Annotated in this window: 14 protein-coding genes; 7 read left to right on the top strand and 7 right to left on the bottom strand. The window is 65.2% G+C overall.

The annotated features are described in order from the left end of the window. The 5 genes from SH591_RS11695 to SH591_RS11675 form a co-directional block, all read right to left on the bottom strand. Positions 1-255, bottom strand: a complete 255-nt coding sequence (locus tag SH591_RS11695) for a TrbC/VirB2 family protein (protein ID WP_324749263.1) — start codon at positions 253-255, stop codon at positions 1-3. A gap of 246 nt (positions 256-501) precedes the next feature. Then, complete coding sequence (locus tag SH591_RS11690; protein WP_324749262.1) at positions 502-1,464, bottom strand: tetratricopeptide repeat protein; 963 nt, start codon at positions 1,462-1,464, stop codon at positions 502-504. Then, positions 1,461-2,528 (bottom strand): dipeptidase, encoded by a 1,068-nt coding sequence (locus SH591_RS11685; RefSeq protein ID WP_324749261.1) that lies wholly within the window; start codon positions 2,526-2,528, stop codon positions 1,461-1,463. Before SH591_RS11685 ends, SH591_RS11690 begins: the two co-directional genes overlap by 4 nt. Before the next feature lie 91 nt (positions 2,529-2,619). Beyond that, positions 2,620-3,243: an XRE family transcriptional regulator gene (locus SH591_RS11680; protein ID WP_324749260.1), complete on the bottom strand. Its 624-nt coding sequence runs from the start codon at positions 3,241-3,243 to the stop codon at positions 2,620-2,622. A 192-nt stretch (positions 3,244-3,435) separates the two neighbouring features. Beyond that, complete coding sequence (locus SH591_RS11675; RefSeq protein WP_324749259.1) at positions 3,436-5,877, bottom strand: TonB-dependent receptor plug domain-containing protein; 2,442 nt, start codon at positions 5,875-5,877, stop codon at positions 3,436-3,438. Positions 5,878-6,059: 182 nt separating this feature from the next. Here SH591_RS11675 and SH591_RS11670 point away from each other — a divergent pair, with 182 nt between their 5' ends. From SH591_RS11670 to SH591_RS11640, 7 genes are all read left to right on the top strand, one after another. Next, positions 6,060-7,406 (top strand): metal-dependent hydrolase family protein, encoded by a 1,347-nt coding sequence (locus SH591_RS11670; protein ID WP_324749258.1) that lies wholly within the window; start codon positions 6,060-6,062, stop codon positions 7,404-7,406. Between the two features lie 90 nt (positions 7,407-7,496). Beyond that, entirely contained in the window at positions 7,497-8,969 is a 1,473-nt protein-coding gene (gene amaB, locus SH591_RS11665; RefSeq protein ID WP_324749257.1) for an L-piperidine-6-carboxylate dehydrogenase, read from the top strand. A gap of 31 nt (positions 8,970-9,000) precedes the next feature. Then, entirely contained in the window at positions 9,001-9,981 is a 981-nt protein-coding gene (locus tag SH591_RS11660) for a tetratricopeptide repeat protein (RefSeq protein ID WP_324749256.1), read from the top strand. A gap of 166 nt (positions 9,982-10,147) precedes the next feature. Next, entirely contained in the window at positions 10,148-11,578 is a 1,431-nt protein-coding gene (locus SH591_RS11655; protein WP_324749255.1) for an amino acid permease, read from the top strand. A gap of 198 nt (positions 11,579-11,776) precedes the next feature. Then, on the top strand, positions 11,777-12,241 hold the full coding sequence (locus SH591_RS11650) for a CHASE3 domain-containing protein (protein ID WP_324749254.1): 465 nt from the start codon (positions 11,777-11,779) through the stop codon (positions 12,239-12,241). A gap of 44 nt (positions 12,242-12,285) precedes the next feature. Next, entirely contained in the window at positions 12,286-13,401 is a 1,116-nt protein-coding gene (locus SH591_RS11645; RefSeq protein ID WP_324749253.1) for a DUF5694 domain-containing protein, read from the top strand. Between the two features lie 286 nt (positions 13,402-13,687). Next, positions 13,688-14,815 carry a CDP-alcohol phosphatidyltransferase family protein gene (locus SH591_RS11640; protein ID WP_324749252.1) on the top strand — a complete coding sequence of 376 codons (1,128 nt, stop codon included), beginning with the start codon at positions 13,688-13,690 and terminating at the stop codon, positions 14,813-14,815. A gap of 45 nt (positions 14,816-14,860) precedes the next feature. Here the strand turns inward: SH591_RS11640 and SH591_RS11635 are convergent, their stop codons facing one another. Both SH591_RS11635 and asnB read right to left on the bottom strand, forming a co-directional pair. After that, positions 14,861-16,528 (bottom strand): GMC family oxidoreductase, encoded by a 1,668-nt coding sequence (locus tag SH591_RS11635; protein ID WP_324749251.1) that lies wholly within the window; start codon positions 16,526-16,528, stop codon positions 14,861-14,863. Beyond that, positions 16,465-18,405, bottom strand: a complete 1,941-nt coding sequence (gene asnB, locus SH591_RS11630) for an asparagine synthase (glutamine-hydrolyzing) (protein WP_324749250.1) — start codon at positions 18,403-18,405, stop codon at positions 16,465-16,467. The genes SH591_RS11635 and asnB overlap by 64 nt, the downstream gene beginning before the upstream one ends. Between the last annotated feature and the right edge of the window lie 79 nt (positions 18,406-18,484).

The following is an 18,484-nucleotide window of genomic DNA, read 5'->3' as shown; positions in this document are numbered from 1 at the left end:
TCAGTTGCCAAGGCTGGCGGTCGACTGGATGCCGGCGACGATGCTGGCCGCACCGAACAGGATGAAGCAGCCGAGGATGACGGTCGCTCCATAGCGCCAGTTGATCCGACCGGTCAGCATCAGCAGCCCGACCGAAGCGACCGCGATGACGGCAACGACGGTGGCGATCGTGCCAAGCAAAGTCCCCTCGAGCCAGCGCACCGCCGAGACGATCACCCCCGATCCGGCCGGATCGCCAATCGAAGCCGCAGCCATATTTGGCCACAGCAGGAAAAGCCCTAGGCCAGCGATCCGTCTCCGAAGCTTCTTCATGGGCATTTACTTGGCCCCTTCCGCAGACGATTTCCGAGCGACTGTCGTAAACCGTTCCGAGTCCGGTCATCCTATTCCGGCATCGCGCCCTTTTCTAGTGGGCAAGCCAGACGGCCCAGTCCTGCGATGAGAAGGGCGCCTCGACGCCTCGCCCCTCACGGCTGGATCATCGCGAGGGGCCTCTCTAGCTCAGGGCGTCGCGCCCGCCGCGCCGACGCGCCTCGCGGGGGCGACAAGCTCAACCTCCGACGGCCAGTGGCCTTGGGCGTTTTCCGTCACGATCTCGCGCAGCATCGCGCCGGCCTCGGCCTCGCGGCCGGCGAAGCGATGTTCCATCGCCGCCGCGAACTTGATCGTGCTGTCGGCGTTCCCGGCGATTTGCGCCGGCGGCATGCGCCCCTGCATCACCTTTACGCCCTGATGGTAGACCTGGTTCTCGATGAGATCGAGGTCAGCCGGGACGGCATCGATCGCTGCGCGGGCCTTGTCGTGCTCGCCCAGCTTCCGATAGGCGAGATAGGTCCAGTAAGCCGTCGGCACGAGCATGTCGTTCCTGGCGAACGTGGGGGCCAGTTCCAGCGCGCGGGCCATGCCGTCGACCACCGCTCGATAGTCGCCCTTCGCAAAGCTGGTCTGCGCCGCATAGTAGATCATGTTGCCACGGTAGGTGCCGATCGTGAGGCCCAGCGGATTGGGCAGGCCGTCGGGCTCGAAATGATCCTTCTTGCCCTCCATCAACCGCAAGCCTTCTCGATAGTCCGCGAGCGCAAGATCGAACTGGCGCGCGCGCGCCAGTTTGCGCGCGCGATAACGGCGGAGCTCGTAATTGTCGGGAAACTTCGCGATCGCGCGGGTGAAGACGTCGATCGCTTCGCAGAAGCGCCCGGCATAAGCGAGGCGGCGGCCCAGCCAGAAGTGGGATTCCGGGCGATCTGGCGCAATGCGCAGCGCCGCCCGGGCGATCTCAATGTCCTGGTCGAGCCGCCGCTGCGTAGCCGCAGAGAAATCGGGGCGACGAAGTGGGGTGCCGATCAGCGTCTTGTCGCAGAAGCCGGCGGCGACGGTGCTCGGCGGCACCTCTGCCGCGGCACCGGCCGCTCCGGAGGCAAGCAAGCCGGCGGTGGCGAGCATGGCAAAGAGCGCGCGGTTCATCCGATCACCTCCTGGTAGATCCGGCGGAGATTGGTCCCCATGATCTTTTCGACCACGCTTTCGGGATAGCCGAGCTTACGCACGCCATCCCACACCACTTCCATCCGCCGCGGGCCGTTGAGCTCGTTGATGAAGAGCGGCCAGTCGGCATCGTTGAAATTGGCGCCCTCTTCGCGCTTCAGCTCGGCGATATAGGCGTCGGTCATTTCGACGACGCGGTGGTCGCGGTCGCTGCCGATGGCGACATGGTCTGCGCCGGCCACTTTGACGGCATGATCGATATGGCGGAAATATTCGGGAAGCGCGTCGGCGCGCTTGGTCGTGAGGAACGGCCGCATCTGGCAGATGCCGACGACCCCGCCCTTGTCGCCCAGCGCGCGCAGATTGGCGTCGGTGATGTTGCGGACGTTGCTGTGCACCGCCATGCAGGCGGTATGCGAGACGATGACGGGCGTCTTGGACGCGGCGATCGCGTCGCCCGTCGTCTGCATGTTCGCATGGGACAGGTCGATCAGCATCCGGCGCTCGTTCATCTGCGCGACGAGATCTCGGCCGAAATGGGTGAGGCCGTTCGCACCGAGCTCCTTGCAACCCGCGCCCGCCCAATTCTGGTCGTTGTACGTGATCTGCGCCGAGCGCACGCCGAGCTTGTGGAACAGGTCGACATTGTCGAGGTCGCGGCCGAACTGGGTGCTGTTCTGAAACAGGTAGAAGATCGCGATCTGACCGTTCCTGCGCGCGACATCGATGTCGCTCACGCGCGTCGCCTTCAGGAACAGCGACGGATGGGCGGCGATATGCGCGTCGTGGTCGAGCACGGCCTGCACGGCCTCCTCATAGGCACGGCCTTCATAGGATTTGGGGTCGCACAAAGTCACGGTTATCGCGTCGAGCCCGCTCGCACGCATCTGCCCGATCAGGGCAGCGTCATATTCGAAGCGGACTTCGCCCATAGCGTCGAAGGTGAGCGGTCGCGGCTTCGCGCGCGCCGCCGCCGCGCCCGGCGCAAAGGCCATGGCGGTCGACAACGCCGCTCCGGAAAGGATGAACTGCCGTCTGTCCATAGCGTCGCCCCTCTATTTCTCTATTGGAAAATAGAATAGCGGATAGGAAATATTACGCAAGCGCCTGCGTGGGCCGCGCCTTGGGCGCGCGTCAGCCGGTATTGACCCACAGCACGACGGCGTCCTCCTCGCTCGTCGAGTAGCAGGCATGCTCCATGCTGCTATTGATATAGATGCTGTCGCCGACGCCCAGGATGACCGGCTCGTAATGCTCGGTCTGGAAGCAGATCTCGCCTTCGAGCACATAGAGGAATTCCTCCCCGCTATGCTGTGACCAGTTCTTGAAATCCTCGAGCTTGCGCGCCTTGATCGTCGTGACGAACGGCAGGATCTTCTTGTTCTTGAGTTCGGAGGCGATCAGCCGATGGCTATAGACCTCCGTTTCCATGAGCCGGCCGGTGCCGTCCAGCGTCACGCTCCGCAGCCCGGGCGTGTCCTGGCCGGATTTGGTCGCGAACAGCTCGGTGATGTCGATGCCGAAGCCCGCGGCCAGCTTTTGGACCACGTCGAAGGTGGGGGACATCTGGTCGTTTTCGATCTTCGACAGGGTCGAGGCCGCGAGCCCGGTCAACCGTCCTGCGTCCTCGAGCGTCATGCTGCGCTCGCGGCGCAGCTCGCGCAGCCGCTTGCCGAGATGGAAGCCTTCGGAGCGTGGGCGCTTGCCGCTGTGCATGGCACCCGGAACGCCCGGCTCGTCTCCACTCCTGGGCGGCATCGCTTCATCCCTTGTCTTGTTCGAAGATCGTACGGCGGCGGCGGATCGGGCTGAGGCTCGGGAACGGGCCGTCCAATCCGCTACGCCCGACATATAAAACACAAATTTCCGATGGGCTACGGCATTGGCATATTCGCTATGCCTTCGCCGAAGTGCCCACCGGAAATGTGCGCCGTTACCGGATAGTCGAGATCAGAACGTCATCTTGGCGTTTACATAGTAGAAGCCGCCGGCAACCCCGAACACGCTGTGGTTGTCGTAGATCAGGCCGGCACGTGCGCGCGCAGCACCGCGATCGGGCGGGAAGATGTTGAACAGGTTGCGCGCGCCGATGCTCAGATCGACATTCTCGATGCCGGAATACGTCACTTCCGCGTCGAACAAGGTTACGGCCTTGCGCGGCAGGAAGGCGGCGCCATCCAGACGCCGCCACGCGCCATAGTGCGTAGCGCGACCCATGAGCGAGAAATCGCCGACCCTGGTCGTCGTCGAGAAGTTGCCGCGCCAGCGCGGCGTGCCCCGCTCGAACTCGGTGACGATGGCCGGGCTGAAGCCTACCGGCGGCGCACCGCGCAAATGCTGTTCGTTATAGTTCACCGCGAGGCTGAAGTCGGTCGAGGCATTGTCCGACCAGGGCTGGCGATAGGTGCTGACGAGATCGAAGCCGCGGACGCGGGTGTTCATCTCGTTCTGGAAGTAGCGGACTTGCTCAATGTCTGCCCCGTTCGGGAATCCGATGGCCGCCAGCGCCGCGCGCTCGGCTGCAGTGGTGTTCCGCGAAGGCGTCAGCAGGAGGCGATCGTCGACGTCGATCTGATAGAAATCGAGCGTCGTGAGGAACCGATCGATGCCGGTGAAGACGACGCCGGCCGACATGTTGAACGAGGTTTCCGGCGTCAGGGGCTGCGAGCCGAACACCTGGGCCGCGGGCGAACCCGGAACCAGCACGGCATCAAGAATGAAGCCGCCCCTGCCGTCGAGCTGCGAGGTGAGGCTGGTTCCGAACACCTGGCCGGCCGCCGGAGCGCGGAAGCCGGTGCTGACCGAGCCGCGCAGAGCGAAGGCATCGCTCAGCTCGAAACGGGTGGCGGCCTTGTAGCTGAAGTTCGTACCGAACTGGTCGTAATCTTCGTAGCGGCCGGCGACCGACAGGTTCCACCAGGGCGTGATGTCGGCATCGACTTCGGCGAACACGGCGTAGCTCGACGAGTCAAAGCTGCCGGCGAATTCCGGGGAGAAGCCCTGGAAGCCGTTCGAGCCGGCCGGCAGGTCCCGCAGGGGGCCGGTGGTGTAGCTGGCCTGGTCGCCCTGGCCGATGACATAGGTTTCCTTGCGATGGCTGACGCCGGCGAAGACGAGCACTTCGTCGGTCAGTTCATAGGACATTTCGCCGTCGAACTGCAGTTCGCGCTGGGTCAACGAGCCCGGCTTGAACGCGGTCGGCGAATTGACGCCCATCGAGGCGTTGATCGTGCCGGTGATCAGATAATCGACGGTGTTGTTGCCGTACCGCGCCGACAGGTCCCAGCTCAACCGGCCGACCTGATCGCGCACGCCGACCACGGAGCTGAAATCTTCGAGATCGCCCGCAAACTCCGGCGTGAAGCCACCCGGATAGATGCTGGCAAGGTTGAAAGCCTGCGGGTGCGCGGGACTGAGATCATAGGCCGAATTGGCATAGGTGCTGTGGCCGTTCAGGCCGCCGGCAGCGAAGGGCTGACGCAGGCCGAAAGTGACCGAGCTCTCGCCCATCATATAGTTGCCGAACGTATAAAGTTCGATTTCCTCGCCCAGTTCGACGCCGGCATTCCAGACCGACTTGAAGGCCATGTAGCGCGGATCGAGATTGCCTTCGGGATGGGCCGGCACGCCCGGCACGCCCGCGGCCTTGAGCGCCTCGGCGCCGGCATGGCGGGCCTTCTTGGCGAAGGCCTTGGCCTGGTCGGTATATTGGGCGGCAATGTTGAAATAGGCGTTCTCGCCGACGGGAACCGCGAGGTGGCCCTGAATGTCGTAGGTGCGGCCGCCGGTCGAATAATATTCACCGGCCTGCGCCATGATCGAGCCGCCGCTCTTCTGCTTCTTCAGCTCCAGATTGACCACGCCGGCGATGGCGTCCGAGCCATATTGGGCCGACGCGCCGTCGCGCAGCACTTCCACGTTGGAGAAGGCGATGGGCGGGATGACGTTGAAATCCTGGCCCTGCGAGCCCGAGGTCGACGCGTGGCCGGTGCCGATCTGCACGATCGAGGCGCGGTGGCGGCGCTTGCCGTTCATCAGCAGGAGGACGTGATCGGCCGGCGAGCCGCGCAGCGTGACCGGCCGCACGAAGGACGAGCCGTCATTGCCCTGGAGGCGCTGGACGTTGAAGGCGGGCACCAGCGTACGCAGCGCGTCGTTCATGTCCGTATAGCCGGTCGTGGTGATCTCTTCGGGCGAGATGACGTCGATCGCGACCGAACTGTCGGTGATCGAGCGGTCCTTGCGGCGCGAGCCGATGACGACGATGCCTTCGCCGGATTCATCGGTCGTGGCGCCCTCCGCTTCCGGCGGCGCGGTCTGAGCCTGCGCGGCCGGCGCAATCGCGAATCCGATAGCCGACGACAATAACAGACGTGAAACGAACTTCGACACTATACCCTCCCTGGTGACTCAAACCCCGCCGGAAACATTGGAGATTCCGGACTTCTTCTCATTAATCAGGAAATTTCCTATCATAAAATTTCTTGCTCATCTAGGAAAATATTCCTATGGAGCCATGCGCTTTGTGCAGATGGGTCTGCGGCGACGGATCGACGGGGGATTTCGCAATGGAGATGGCTGAACCGTCTGCGCTCGGCCGCTCGTCCCGCGTTGTTGTCGGGCTCCTGCTCGCGCTGGGCCTGTCGGCACCAGCGGTGGCCGCCGCCGCCGAGCCGCCCGTCCGGGCAAGCCTCGCGATCCACGCCGGCGCGGTCATTGCAGTGCCTGGCGAGCGCGCGCTCGGTCCCACCACGATCGTGGTTCGCGATGGCCGGATCGCCGAGATCAGGCCCGGTTACGTCGCTGTGGCGGGTGTGCCCACGGTCGACCTGAAGACGCGCACGTTGCTGCCCGGCCTGATCGACACCCATGTCCATTTCAGCTTCGCGCCGGAGACCAAATTGTGGTCGGCCGCGGTCGACACGCCGGAAGACGTGGCGCTCTTCGCTTTTTCCAATGCGAAAAAGACCTTGGAGGCCGGGTTCACGACGGTCCGCGACGTCGGGTCGGACGGGGATTCGATCCACGCGCTGCGCGACGCGGTCAACGAAGGCACCGTGACGGGCCCGCGCATCTTCCTTTCGGGCACTTCGCTGTCGATCGTCGGCGGCCATGGCGACATGTCCGGCCTGAACCGCAGGGCGACCGAGGCGCTTTTTCCCTATGACTATACCGGCGCCTGCACCGGTGCGGTCGAATGCGCGCTGCGCGTCCGCGAAGCCGCCAAATATGGCGCCGACCTCATCAAGATCACGTCGACCGGCGGCATCATGTCGCAGCAGGCGCGCGGGCTCGGTCAGCATCTGAGCGACGAGGAACTGACCTCGATCGTCACCACTGCGCACAGCCTCGGCCTCAAGGTCGCGGCGCATGCCCATGGCCGCGAAGGCGTCATCGCATCGGTGCGCGCCGGCGTCGATTCGATCGAGCATGGCACCTATCTCGACGACGAGACCGCGAAGCTGATGGCGAAGCGCGGCACCTGGCTGGTGCCGACGCTCGGCCTACTCGAGTTCGACGGCGACGAGGCGGCGCGCTTCACGCCCGCCGTGCGCGCCAAGATCGCCGACGCGCGCCGGTTTGCGGGGCAGAACATCCGCCTTGCCGTCAAATATAAGCTCAACGTCGCCTTTGGCACCGATGCCGGGGTCTCGCCCCACGGGAAGAACGCCCGGCAATTCCGCTATATGGTCGAGCAGGGGCCGATGACGCCGGCGGAGGCGTTGCGCGCGGCGACGGTGTCCGCAGCGGAGCTGCTCGGCCAATCGGACAAGATCGGCACGATCGAGGTCGGCAAGCTTGCCGATCTGATCGCGGTCGACGGCGATCCTTATGAGGATGTGACGCTGCTGGAGGCGGTCGCCGCCGTGATCAAGGGCGGCGAAGTGATCAAGCATCCTGCCGACGCGCCATCCAAGTGACAGACATCGAAACGCAAATCTGTGAGAAACATGGAATTTAAGTCACCATCCCGCGAAGCTCTCGTTGCCAGCAGCTTCTTCCGCCTTGGCGTGTCCATCGACTCCTATCTGGGCGATGGGCTGGAGGTCGTTTCGCCGGTCGACGGCGCGAAGCTCGTTTCGCTGAAGGTGGACGCCGCGTCGGATATCGACGCGATGGTCGTGCGCGCGCGCACGGCCTTCGAGAAGTGGAAAGGCGTTCCAGCCCCGGTTCGCGGCGAGCTGATCCGCCGCTATGGCGAAGCGGTGCGTGCGCACAAGGAGGAGCTGTCGCAGCTGCTGTCGCGCGAGAACGGCAAGATCCTGACCGAAGCGCGCGGCGAGATCCAGGAAGTGATCGATATTTGCGACTATGCCGTGGGCTTGTCGCGCCAGCTGTTCGGCCTCGCCATCGCGTCCGAGCGCCCCGAGCATCGCCTGGCCGAATATTGGCACCCGATGGGCGTGCTGGGGCTGATTTCAGCCTTCAACTTTCCTGCGGCGGTGTGGGCCTGGGGCACGACCGTGGCGCTCGTTTGCGGCGACACCGCGATCTGGAAGCCTTCGGAAAAGACGCCGCTGATCGCACTCGCCATGGCGGGCCTGCTCGCCAAGGTGGCTGAGGAATTCGACGCCGCTCCCACCCATCTCATCCAGACCATCGTCGGCGGCGCCGAGTGCGGCCAGGCGCTGGCCGACCATGAAGGCGTGGCCATCGTCAGCGCCACGGGCAGCGTAGCGATGGGCCGCGACGTGAACAGGCGCGTGGGCGGCCGCTTCGGTCGCGCGATTTTGGAACTGGGCGGCAATAACGCCACCATCATCGCGCCGACCGCCGACCTCGATCTGGCGTTGCGCGGCGCGGTTTTCGCCGCGACCGGCACGGCTGGCCAGCGTTGCACGACGCTGCGCCGCCTGATCGTGCATGAAAGCGTGAAGGACGGTTTCCTGCGTCGTCTGAAGGCCGCCTACGGCACGCTGAAGATCGGCAATCCGCTGGACGACGGGGTGCTGGTCGGCCCGCTGATCGATCGGGCCGCATTTGACGGCATGCAGAGGGCGCTCGAGGCTGCAAAGGCGCAGGGCGGCATCGTCCATGGCGGCGAGCGCGTGGACGTCGCCGGCTTGGAAGGCGGCTATTATGTGCGCCCCGCCATCGTCGAAATGCCGGCGCAGACGGAGATCGTGAAGGAAGAAACCTTCGCACCGATCCTCTACGTGCTCACCTACAGCGATTTCGATGACGCCATCGCGCTGCAAAATGGCGTGACCCAGGGGCTTTCCTCCAGCATCTTCACCAATGACGTGCGCGAGGCTGAGCGGTTCCAGTCCGCCCATGGCAGCGATTGCGGCATTGCCAATATCAACATCGGCACCAGCGGCGCCGAAATCGGCGGCGCATTCGGCGGCGAGAAGGTCACCGGCGGCGGCCGGGTTTCGGGCAGCGACAGCTGGAAAAACTATATGCGCCGCATGACCACGACCGTGAATTTCTCCACCTCTCTGCCGCTGGCACAGGGCGTGAAGTTCGACATCGACGCATAAGATCAAACGAAGACAGCAGGAGGATTATGGGATGCTGAGCAAGACGAAATTATGGATGGGCGCTGCCCTGCTGCTGTGTGCGAGCCCCGCCGCGGCCCAGGGCAGCCTGCAGGGCACCTCGCTGCTCGGCAAGCCGATGATCACCGAACCTGCCCGCAATGTGGGCGTGGCTTCGGTGGCGCTGCTGGACCGCGCCGCCGCGGACGCCAAGGCGGATTTCGAGAAGAATATGACGGTGGATACGGCCACCTGGTATGGCCGCATCCTGTTCTACCAGGGCTACAGCAAGGAATCCGCCGCCGTTTACGACAAGGCGCTGGCGAAATTCCCCAACTCCGCCAAGCTGCTGCGCCATCGCGCGCATCGCCATTTCTCGCTGCGCGAATTCGACAAGTCGATCGCGGTCGGCCTGAAGGCGGCCAAGCTTTACGAAGGCCAGCCGCTCGAACGCGAGAAGCCGGGTCCGGATTACTTCCGCGGCGATCCGGACGTGGTGCAATATTATCTCTACTACCACCTCGGCGCGGCTTATTTCGCCAAGCATGATTTCGACAATGCCGCCAAGTGGTTCGCGAAATCCGCAGAGGCGGCGATGTTCACCAAGGATGTGGAGGCGCGCACCGCCAACACCTATTGGGAATATCTCTCGCTCGCGCGCGGCGGCAATATGCGCGAGGCGCAGGAGCTGCTCGACAGCTACGACCTGACCTTGTTCGAAGTGCACCCCGACGGCGGTTCGGATACCTATTTCGACGGTATCCAGCTGTTCAAGGGGCACCGCGACCCGAACAGCTTCTTCAACGACAAGGATGGCGGCCGCGCCTTTGCCACCGCCGACGGCGTGGCGGCCTCGACCGCCTACAGCCTCGCCAATTTCTACATCCTGAAGGGCGAGGCCGACAAGGCCAAGCCGTGGCTGCAGCGCTCGATCGACGTCGAGAGCTGGGGCTTCTTCGCCCGCATCCAGGCGGAAGCGGACTGGGTCGCGCTGTTCCCCGGCGAGAAGCCGTAACGCCACACTAAGCCTTGTCTCCGGAGGCGGCGATCGCCGCCTCGGCAGCGCCGCCGTTTCGACGTCGCTTCCGTCTCGCTCAAGCCACGGCTGTATCGACTCCTTCCGTTCCCGTCCGCAACGGCAGGAACGAAAGGCCTCGGTCCACTCGCGATAGGGGATCATAATGTCGTTCCTGACCCGCCGCAAAACTTTCGACCAGACCATGGAGCATCACGGCGAGCAGCAGCTTCGCCGTACGCTTGGCTGGCCGCACCTTGTGATGCTCGGGGTTGGCGCCATTATCGGGACCGGAATCTACACGCTCATCGGCATCGGCGCCGATCGCGCCGGCCCGGCCGTCATATTGGCCTTCGTCATCGCCGGTCTCGTTTGCGCGTGCGCCGCCCTCGCCTACGCGGAACTCGCCACGATGATGCCGGCGGCGGGCAGCGCCTACACCTACAGCTATGTGACGCTGGGTGAGGGTCTCGCCTGGATCGTCGGCTGGAGCCTCATCCTCGAATATTCGGTCGTGTGCGCCGCGGTAGCGGTCGGCTGGTCCGGCTATTTGAGCGGGTTTCTCGCCGCCGCCGGATTCGGCCTTCCCCCCGAGCTGCTGGCCGGTCCGGGCGGCGGCGGCATCATCAACCTGCCTGCGATCCTCATCCTATGGGCGGTCGCCGGTCTCCTGATGCTTGGCACGCGCGAGAGCGCGACGGTGAACGGGATCCTCGTCGCGGTGAAGATCACCGCCCTGATCGCCTTTATCGCACTGGCTCTGCCGGCCTTCGACGCTGACAATTTCACGCCGTTCATGCCTTATGGTTTCGCCGCTCACGAGTCCGGCGGCGCAACGCGCGGCGTGATGGCTGCCGCGGCCATCATATTCTTCGCCTTCTACGGGTTCGATGCGGTGTCGACTGCTGCCGAAGAGACCAAGAATCCGGATCGCGACCTCAAGATCGGCATTCTCGGATCGATGGGCCTGTGCACCATCGCCTATATGCTTGTCGGAGCGGCCGCGGTGGGGGCTCTGCCATTCGCCGAGATCGCCGCATCGGACGAGCCGCTGGCCCATGTGTTGCGGATGCTCGGTCACCCGCTCGCAGCGACGCTCATCGCACTGGCGGCCATCGTGGCGCTGCCGACAGTGATCCTCGCCTTCCTCTACGGACAGAGCCGCATCTTCTTCGTCATGGCACGCGACGGCCTGCTGCCGGCGCGGCTCGGGGCCGTCAGCCGCCGCACCGGCACCCCGATCGCGGTGACGATCTTCACGGCCGGCGCGGTTTCGGTCATTGCCGGCCTCCTGCCATTGGGCGAGATCGCCGAACTTGCGAATGCCGGTACGCTGCTGGCCTTTGTCGCGATCGGAGCGTGCCTGCTCCTGCTCCGGCTGCGTGACCCGCTGCGCCCGCGCCCATTCAGGGCGCCGCTCGCCTGGCTCGTGGGTTCAGTCGCGATCGTCGGCTGCGTCTACCTCTTTGTGAGCCTTCCCACGGTCACCCAGGAACGATTCCTGTGGTGGAACGCGCTCGGCGTGGTCGTTTATCTCTTCTACGGGGCGCGCGCGAGCCGCCTCGCGCGGATGCAACCCCAGCCCAGCTCCGGCTAAGAGTGTCCACTCCGCAAAGGCCGGTGGCGAAAATCGAGGATCGAAATAGGGGTGCCGGCCGGTGCGGGACGATTCCCGTCGAGCAGCAGGCTCGGCAGGGTGCGTTGGCCGGTTTGTTGAGGTGCGTGGCGCGACGCAGTCGCCGGTTGCGATGCGGCGGATCCCCAGGCGCTCATTCTCGCCTCCATCCCGATCATCATGGTCATCGTCAACCAGATGCTTGAGCGCGAGTTCGCGAATGTTCGCGCGCTCGCCCAAGAGGTGGAGCAGGTCCATCAGATCCGCCAGCACCTCAAGACGATCCTGTCGATCCACCAGGATATCGAGACCGGGCAGCGCGGCTATGTCCTGACCCGCGATCCCGCCTTCCTCGACCCCTATGCGGCCGCCGAGCAGAACCTCGTCGCCGCGCATCTTCGCCGTCGCCGTCGAGGTCGCCGCGCGCGGACAGCCGATAATCGAGGAGGTCGAGCAACAAGGAATCGTCGTCGCAGACCCGGATCAGTCGCTCGTTACGCACGCATACCCACCGCTTACTTTACTGACACGGTGCCAATGGGCCGATGCCACGCACCGTTCCAAGCCCAAAAGGTGAGGCGCACGGCGGGCTTGGCCTTAATCCGGACGCGACCGCCTCGGGAACGAAGTGTATTGCTGAAATAGTACAGTTGCGCTAGCCAAGCCCCTTATTCTTTGGAGGTGCTTTGATGACCCGCCTTGCCAGCCCTTCGCCGCGCTCCTCGCTCGTCCTCGCGATCGGCGGCCTGCTCCTGGCTGCGAGCGGCGCGCAGGCGCAGGATTATCGGCCGTCCTTTCATCCCGATACGCTCAAAGGTCCGCCGGCGGGGGCGGCCAACGAAGTGCTGGTGCTCGGCACTCCGCACCTATCGGGCCTGCCCAAGCGCTTTGCGCCGGAGATGCTGGCGCCATTGCTCGATCGCCTGGCATCGTGGCGGCCGACCGGCATCGCCACCGAAGACCTGTCCGGCCTCCAGTGCGACAACCTGCGCCGTTATCCGTCGCGCTATGCCGAAACGGTGAAGGATTATTGTCCCGATCCCACGCCCGCTTCGCGCGCCACCGGGTTGGACGTGCCCGCAGCCAATGCCGAAGCCGAACGGCTGCTTGCGGCCTGGCCGGCCACGCCCACGCCGTCGCAGCGGCGGCATCTGGCGGCGGTCTTCCTGGCCGCGGGCGAGCGGGGATCGGCGCTGGTGCAGTGGCTGCGGCTGCTCCCGGCAGAGCGGCGCGCGGAGGACGGGTTGAACGACGAACTGGTTGCCGCGCTGGACACGCTCAAGGACCGCCGCAACGAGACGGGCCTGGTGGCCGCCGCGCTCGCGGCCCGGCTGGGATTGGAGCGCCTCTGGAGCGTCGACGATCATTCAGCCGACAGCGCAGGCAGCACCGATCCCGCCGAGCAGAAGGCCCATGCCGACGCGATCGGGCGCGCGTGGGACAACCCGGCGACGCAGGCCCGCCGCGACGAGAATGCGCGGCTGGAGCAGGGGCTGGCACGGCCCGACGGTGTCCTCGACATGTACCGCGCGTTCAACGCCCCCGACGCGCCGATGCTGGCCTATCGGTCCGACTTCGGCGCCGCGCTCATCGAGCCGTCGCCGCAGCAGTTCGGGCGCCGCTATGTCGGCTATTGGGAGACGCGCAACCTGCGCATGGTGGCCAATATCCGCGACGTGCTGGCGCGCTATCCCGGCATGCGGCTGCTCGCGATCGTCGGCGCATCGCACAAGGGATATTATGAGGCCTATCTTAACCAGATGCACGACGTGCGACTGGTCGATGCTGCCCCGGTGCTTCGATAAGATTTGCTTCGATAAGATCAGCGCCTCGTTGGCCAACGTATATTGCCCTCCTGCAAGCGCTCGCTCCTCCCCGTGCGTTGCGCTAAATGCTCTTTTTCACTACATGATCCCGCAGATTGACCTGCCTGGCTTACCGCGCCTGTCGTCGTGCTCGGATTCTGGTGGGCTCTAGGACCCTGATCGCGATCTTCGAGGATATCCGGAAAAGAGTCGTCTCGCTCCATTCTCCCGCAGCCCGGTGCGTATCGGCTCCAAGGCATCTTCCGCTTCTGAGGCGTAGGCTTACATGGCAGTCAGCATCGAACTACCCGTTTCGGTCGTAGGCCAGAACCAGACCTTGTTCTGGGGAATGCCTCCAGCGGAGCGGGTCCGGCGCATTGCGGACATGTACGGGCTGCCGATCGAGCCGGGGCCGCATCGAAACGCTCCCGTCCTGCTCGTAAGTGCCTATATGGTTTTCGATCCGGCCTGGCTGCGCAGCTTTGCCGAGCACCCCGGAGAGATGCTCACGGTGGGCGGCGTTCCGGCGATCGCGCATTGCCGAAGCGCGGGCGAACGCGCCGCGGTCGAGGCCGCAATGCTGGGCGGAAGGCCGGCCTCAGCCGATTGCGGCCTCACTGCGATCGCGCATGAGAGCGGCGCCACCATGGTCAACCAGCAGCTGCGCAAGCGGGAGCATCCCTTCGCGCTCGCCTTCGACGCGTCCACCGTCCGCCGGGCGGAGCGCGCTAGCTATTACGGCGCCTATAAGGGCGTGACGGACCTTCTGACGAAATATCTTTGGCCGGAATGGGCTTTGGTGCTGACGCGCCTCGCGGCCCGATGGGGCATCACGCCGAACATGGTGACGATGGCAGGCGCCTTTCTCTGCATTTTGGCCGCGATCCTGTTCGCACTCGGCCATTATTGGGCGGGCATGGCGGCGGGGCTCGGCTTCATGGTGCTGGATACGGTCGACGGGAAACTCGCGCGCTGCACGATCACGTCGTCCAAATGGGGCAATCTCTTCGATCACGGCATCGACCAGATACATCCCCCTTTCTGGTGGTATGCATGGGGGGTCGGACTCGCCGCTTACGGCCGGCCACTCCCGCCCGATGCCTTCGCGATCGTCATGGTCGCGATCATCGGCGGCTATCTTCTCCAGCGGGTCATCGAAGGCGTCTTCATGCGCATGTTCGGGATGCACATCCACGTCTGGCGCGAACTCGACTCCCGGTTCCGGCTGATCACCGCCCGGCGCAACCCCAATATGGTTATCCTGTTCGTAGCGACCCTCTTGGGCAGGCCCGACACGGGGCTCGTCGCCGTCGCATGCTGGACCCTCGTCTCCTGCCTCTTCCACGGCGCGCGCCTGGCGCAGGCGCTCGCCCTGCGCGGGCGCGGCCAAGCGATACGCTCCTGGCTGGGCTGACGCACGGGCCATCCGGGCCGCCCCTCCCCCGCCCGAGCCGATCGCTCAGGACGCCGGGCGGCCCTCCGCGGCAAGGTGATCGGCCAGGCGGAGCGCCAGGGCAAAAATCGTAAGGGTCGGATTGGCCCAGCCGCTCGTCGCGAAAACGGAGCTACCCGCGACATACAGGTTGCCATAACCGTGGACTCGGGAATGCGCGTCGACGACGCCGGCGGCCGGCTCCGCGCTCATCCTGGTGCCGCCGACCTGGTGATAATTGCCGATCGGGTGGTTCCCGATCGTCGGGTCGACCGGCCATTGCGGCCCGGGTTCGTCGAGCCACGCGCTGGGCACGACCGACCCCTTGTTCAGGCGCCGCAATTCGAGGTCGAACGTCTCGGCCATGACCTTGGCCGTGTGCTTGTCGATCGCGCTCAGCTGCCACTGCAAGTCCGCCCGGCGATTTCCCAGCGCATCGCGCTCGTTGGAAAGGAGTACGCGACTTTCCGGATTGGGCGCCTGCTCCGCCCGGATCATCAAATACAGCCCGGTCATTCCGGTGCGTGCGCGGAAATGTTCGATCGAATGACGCACTTCGCGATGAATCCAGGCGCGGATGGCGCGATAGGCATGATCGAGCGCCCGGCCCTTCCTAGTCGGTGCAATCGAATGTTTGAGGCTCTGATACAGCCTGTTGCCGAGCGCCACGCCGCGCGACGGATCGCGCTGCAGCTTCAAGGTTGCGATGCTGTTGAGCGTGGCGCGCTCGCGCTGCGTGGCGTCGCCAAGCCGCAGCGCCGGGGCCAGCGGCGGCCCTTCGCGCATGAAGCGCTTCTGGAACGCGGCCCAGAGCTCGAAGGCATGATGGGTCTCGATCCTGCCGAGGCGCCCCGACGGATGCTCCATGAAGAAGCGTCCGACCAGATCCCTGTCGTTGCCGATCCCCGCAGTCTGCACGTCGTTAGAGGCGATCAGCAACCGCGAATTCTCGATCGCGCCGCAGGCGATCACGAAGCGCCGCGCACGGATCTGCCGGGACGGACCGCCGAGCGGACGCACCTCCACATGCTCGATCCGGCGCGCGTCGGGGCTCGCCTGCAGCTTCACGGCATTGGCATGAAGCACGATCCGGACGTTGGCGGCGTCGGTCAGATCGCGAGATCGGGCGGCGGTGAAGCGCTCCACGGCCTCATCGAACCGCCACAGGACGGTATCGATCCGGCGCGGATCGAGCCCCGGCCCCGCGGTCCCCAGGGCATCCCAGACATCATCCCGGTAATGGAATTCGCCCAGTTCGAGCATGTCGTGAGCCTGGCGGTAATAAGGGTCCAGATCGCCATGCGTGATCGGCCATCCGCTATAGGGGACCCACGCGCGCTGCTCGAAGTCGATCGGGTCGAGCTGCGCGCAACGTCCGCCCCAAATCGCCACCGTCCCGCCGAAGAAGCGGAGGCGGGACTGGTCCAGATCGTAATAAGGCATGCCGACATTGGCGCCGCGATAGAGATCCTGCGTCGCCTGCTCGAAATCGAAGCCGCCGCTTTCCAGAAGGCAGACCTGAATGCCCCGCTGCGAGAGCCGCCGCGCCAGCGTGACGCCCGCTGCTCCCGCACCGACGATGCAGACGTCGCTGGGCTCGAGCGTGGCGTCCGGGTCGGCCTGGAGGTCGATCAGCATGACGACGTCGCCGCCTCCGACCGCGCGGCTCCGCTCCCGCGCATATTCTGTTGCCACCAGCAGCTGAACATCGCGATCGCGTAGAGGAGGCGGGCGTGGTTCGCGAAACCGAAGCGATGTTCGGCAAACAACTCGTCGACCACGCGCCGCTGCAGGTAGCCGCTTTCCGCCGCGCCGCTTTCCTCCCAGGCCTCCTGCGCGAAATCGCTGAAGTCACTGCGGAACCAGTCGGCGAAGGGCAGTTGAAAGCCGAGCTTGCGCTTCATCAGCGCGCCCGGCGGCAGCCAGGGCTCCACCGCCTTGCGCAGCACATATTTGCCGGTCCGGCCGCGCAGCTTCATGTCGGTAGGCACCGTCATCGTCCAGTCGACGAAATCGTGCGAGAGGAAAGGCACGCGCGCCTCGAGCGAGTGGGCCATGCTTGCCCGGTCGAGGCGATGCAGGAGCGAGCTTGGCATGTGCACGGTCAGATCGGCCAGCATGAACTCCTGAAGCGCGTCGAGGCCGGCCGCGTCGGCCGGGTCGAAATATTCCCGTTCGAGAGCGGCGAGGGGTGCTGGGCCCTCCTGGCGGGCAAAGAATGCAGGCTCGTACAGGCGTGCGCGCACCGCCCGGGAGGAAATCTGGGTTCCGGCGAAGAAGCGCTGGAAGCTGTTCCGGAGCTGCGCCGCGTGGCGGAAACGGCGGGCATTCTGGCGAAGGTAGTTCCATTTGTGCCAGCGGCTTTCCGGCAGCGATTCGATGACGTTGGCGACAGGGCCGATCGCCCGCAGCCAGGGGGCCCAGCGGGCCGCGGCAAGCGCGTTGCGCTGCCTCTTATAGCCGGCGAACACTTCGTCCCCGCCCTCGCCGCAGAGCGCGACCTTCACATGCTGCCCGGCGAGACGAGACAGATGCCAGTGCGGCACGGCCGAACTGGCGGCGCAAGGCTCGTCGAACGCCGCCTGCACAGCGGGCAGGAGATCGCCGGTGGCGACCGGATCGAGCGCGAGGACGATATGCTCGCAGCCAAGATGGTCGGCGATCCGCGCGGCGGCAGGCGCCTCATCGATCGCACTTCCGGGGAATGCGACCGTGAAGGCCTTGACCGGCTGGGTCGAGACCCGGCTCATCGCCGCGGCCACGGCGCTTGAATCGACGCCGCCCGACAGGAAGACGCCGACCGTCACGTCGGCGAGCATGTGCTTCTCGACGCTGCTTTGCACCCGCCGCCTGGTCTCTTCGATCCACTCCTGTTCCGAAAGCGTTTCCCCGGCCCGAAAGCGCGGCTTCCAGAAGGGCCAGCTAGTCGCCTCGCCAGCGGGGCCGATCCGGAGCAGGTGGCCCGGTTCGAGGCTGCGGACCTGGCTGAAGATGGAGCGCGGCGTGAGCACGTGGCCGAAGCTGAAGAAGTCGTGGACGGCGCGTTCGTCGATATCGAATGCGAGACCGGGAAGCACGCGCAGCGCGCGAAGCTCCGACGCGAACGCGATCCCGCCCTGCTGCTGTGTTATGTAGAGCGGCTTGATGCCGAGCGGATCCCGCGCGAGCGTCAGCGTCCGGGTGGAGCGATCCCAGATGGCCACGCCGTACATGCCTTCGAGCTTGAGCCAGACCTCGTCGCCCCAGCGGACGAAGCCGGCGAGGAGGGTTTCGGTGTCGCTGTGGGTCGAAAAGGAAACGCCCGATGCCTCGAGCTCGCCGCGGAGGGCGAGGTGGTTATAGATCTCGCCGTTGAAGACGATGGTATAGCGCCCGTCCGGCGAAGACATCGGCTGATGCCCGCCCGGAATGTCGATGATGCTGAGGCGGCGCATGCCGAATCCGAAGTCGCCGTCCGTAAAATATCCGCTGTCGTCCGGTCCCCGGTGAACGATCTGGTCGCATTGACTGACCAGGACCGGTTCCGCGACTGGCCGCCCGCCGCGCCTGTACCAACCTGCGATTCCACACATGAATGACCACCGCCTCGATAGGAGTGCGTTCAGGAGGCCGGACCCGGCTTCATCTTCAAGAATGGCTGATCCACCCCGG

Origin of the sequence: Sphingomonas sp. LY54 (assembly GCF_035594035.1) — a bacterium.
GTDB lineage: Bacteria > Pseudomonadota > Alphaproteobacteria > Sphingomonadales > Sphingomonadaceae > Allosphingosinicella.
This window is presented reverse-complemented; position numbering and strand designations above follow the sequence as displayed.

Excerpts from the sequence above, each read along its gene's own strand:
- SH591_RS11650 (WP_324749254.1), top strand. The coding sequence starts at position 11,777 with ATGGTCATCGTCAACCAGATGCTTGAGCGCGAGTTCGCGAATGTTCGC.
- SH591_RS11680 (WP_324749260.1), bottom strand. The coding sequence starts at position 3,243 with ATGCCGCCCAGGAGTGGAGACGAGCCGGGCGTTCCGGGTGCCATGCAC.
- SH591_RS11655 (WP_324749255.1), top strand. The coding sequence starts at position 10,148 with ATGTCGTTCCTGACCCGCCGCAAAACTTTCGACCAGACCATGGAGCAT.
- SH591_RS11695 (WP_324749263.1), bottom strand. The coding sequence starts at position 255 with ATGGCTGCGGCTTCGATTGGCGATCCGGCCGGATCGGGGGTGATCGTC.
- SH591_RS11685 (WP_324749261.1), bottom strand. The coding sequence starts at position 2,528 with ATGGACAGACGGCAGTTCATCCTTTCCGGAGCGGCGTTGTCGACCGCC.
- SH591_RS11660 (WP_324749256.1), top strand. The coding sequence starts at position 9,001 with ATGCTGAGCAAGACGAAATTATGGATGGGCGCTGCCCTGCTGCTGTGT.
- SH591_RS11645 (WP_324749253.1), top strand. The coding sequence starts at position 12,286 with ATGACCCGCCTTGCCAGCCCTTCGCCGCGCTCCTCGCTCGTCCTCGCG.
- SH591_RS11690 (WP_324749262.1), bottom strand. The coding sequence starts at position 1,464 with ATGAACCGCGCGCTCTTTGCCATGCTCGCCACCGCCGGCTTGCTTGCC.
- SH591_RS11670 (WP_324749258.1), top strand. The coding sequence starts at position 6,060 with ATGGCTGAACCGTCTGCGCTCGGCCGCTCGTCCCGCGTTGTTGTCGGG.
- asnB (WP_324749250.1), bottom strand. The coding sequence starts at position 18,405 with ATGTGTGGAATCGCAGGTTGGTACAGGCGCGGCGGGCGGCCAGTCGCG.
- SH591_RS11640 (WP_324749252.1), top strand. The coding sequence starts at position 13,688 with ATGGCAGTCAGCATCGAACTACCCGTTTCGGTCGTAGGCCAGAACCAG.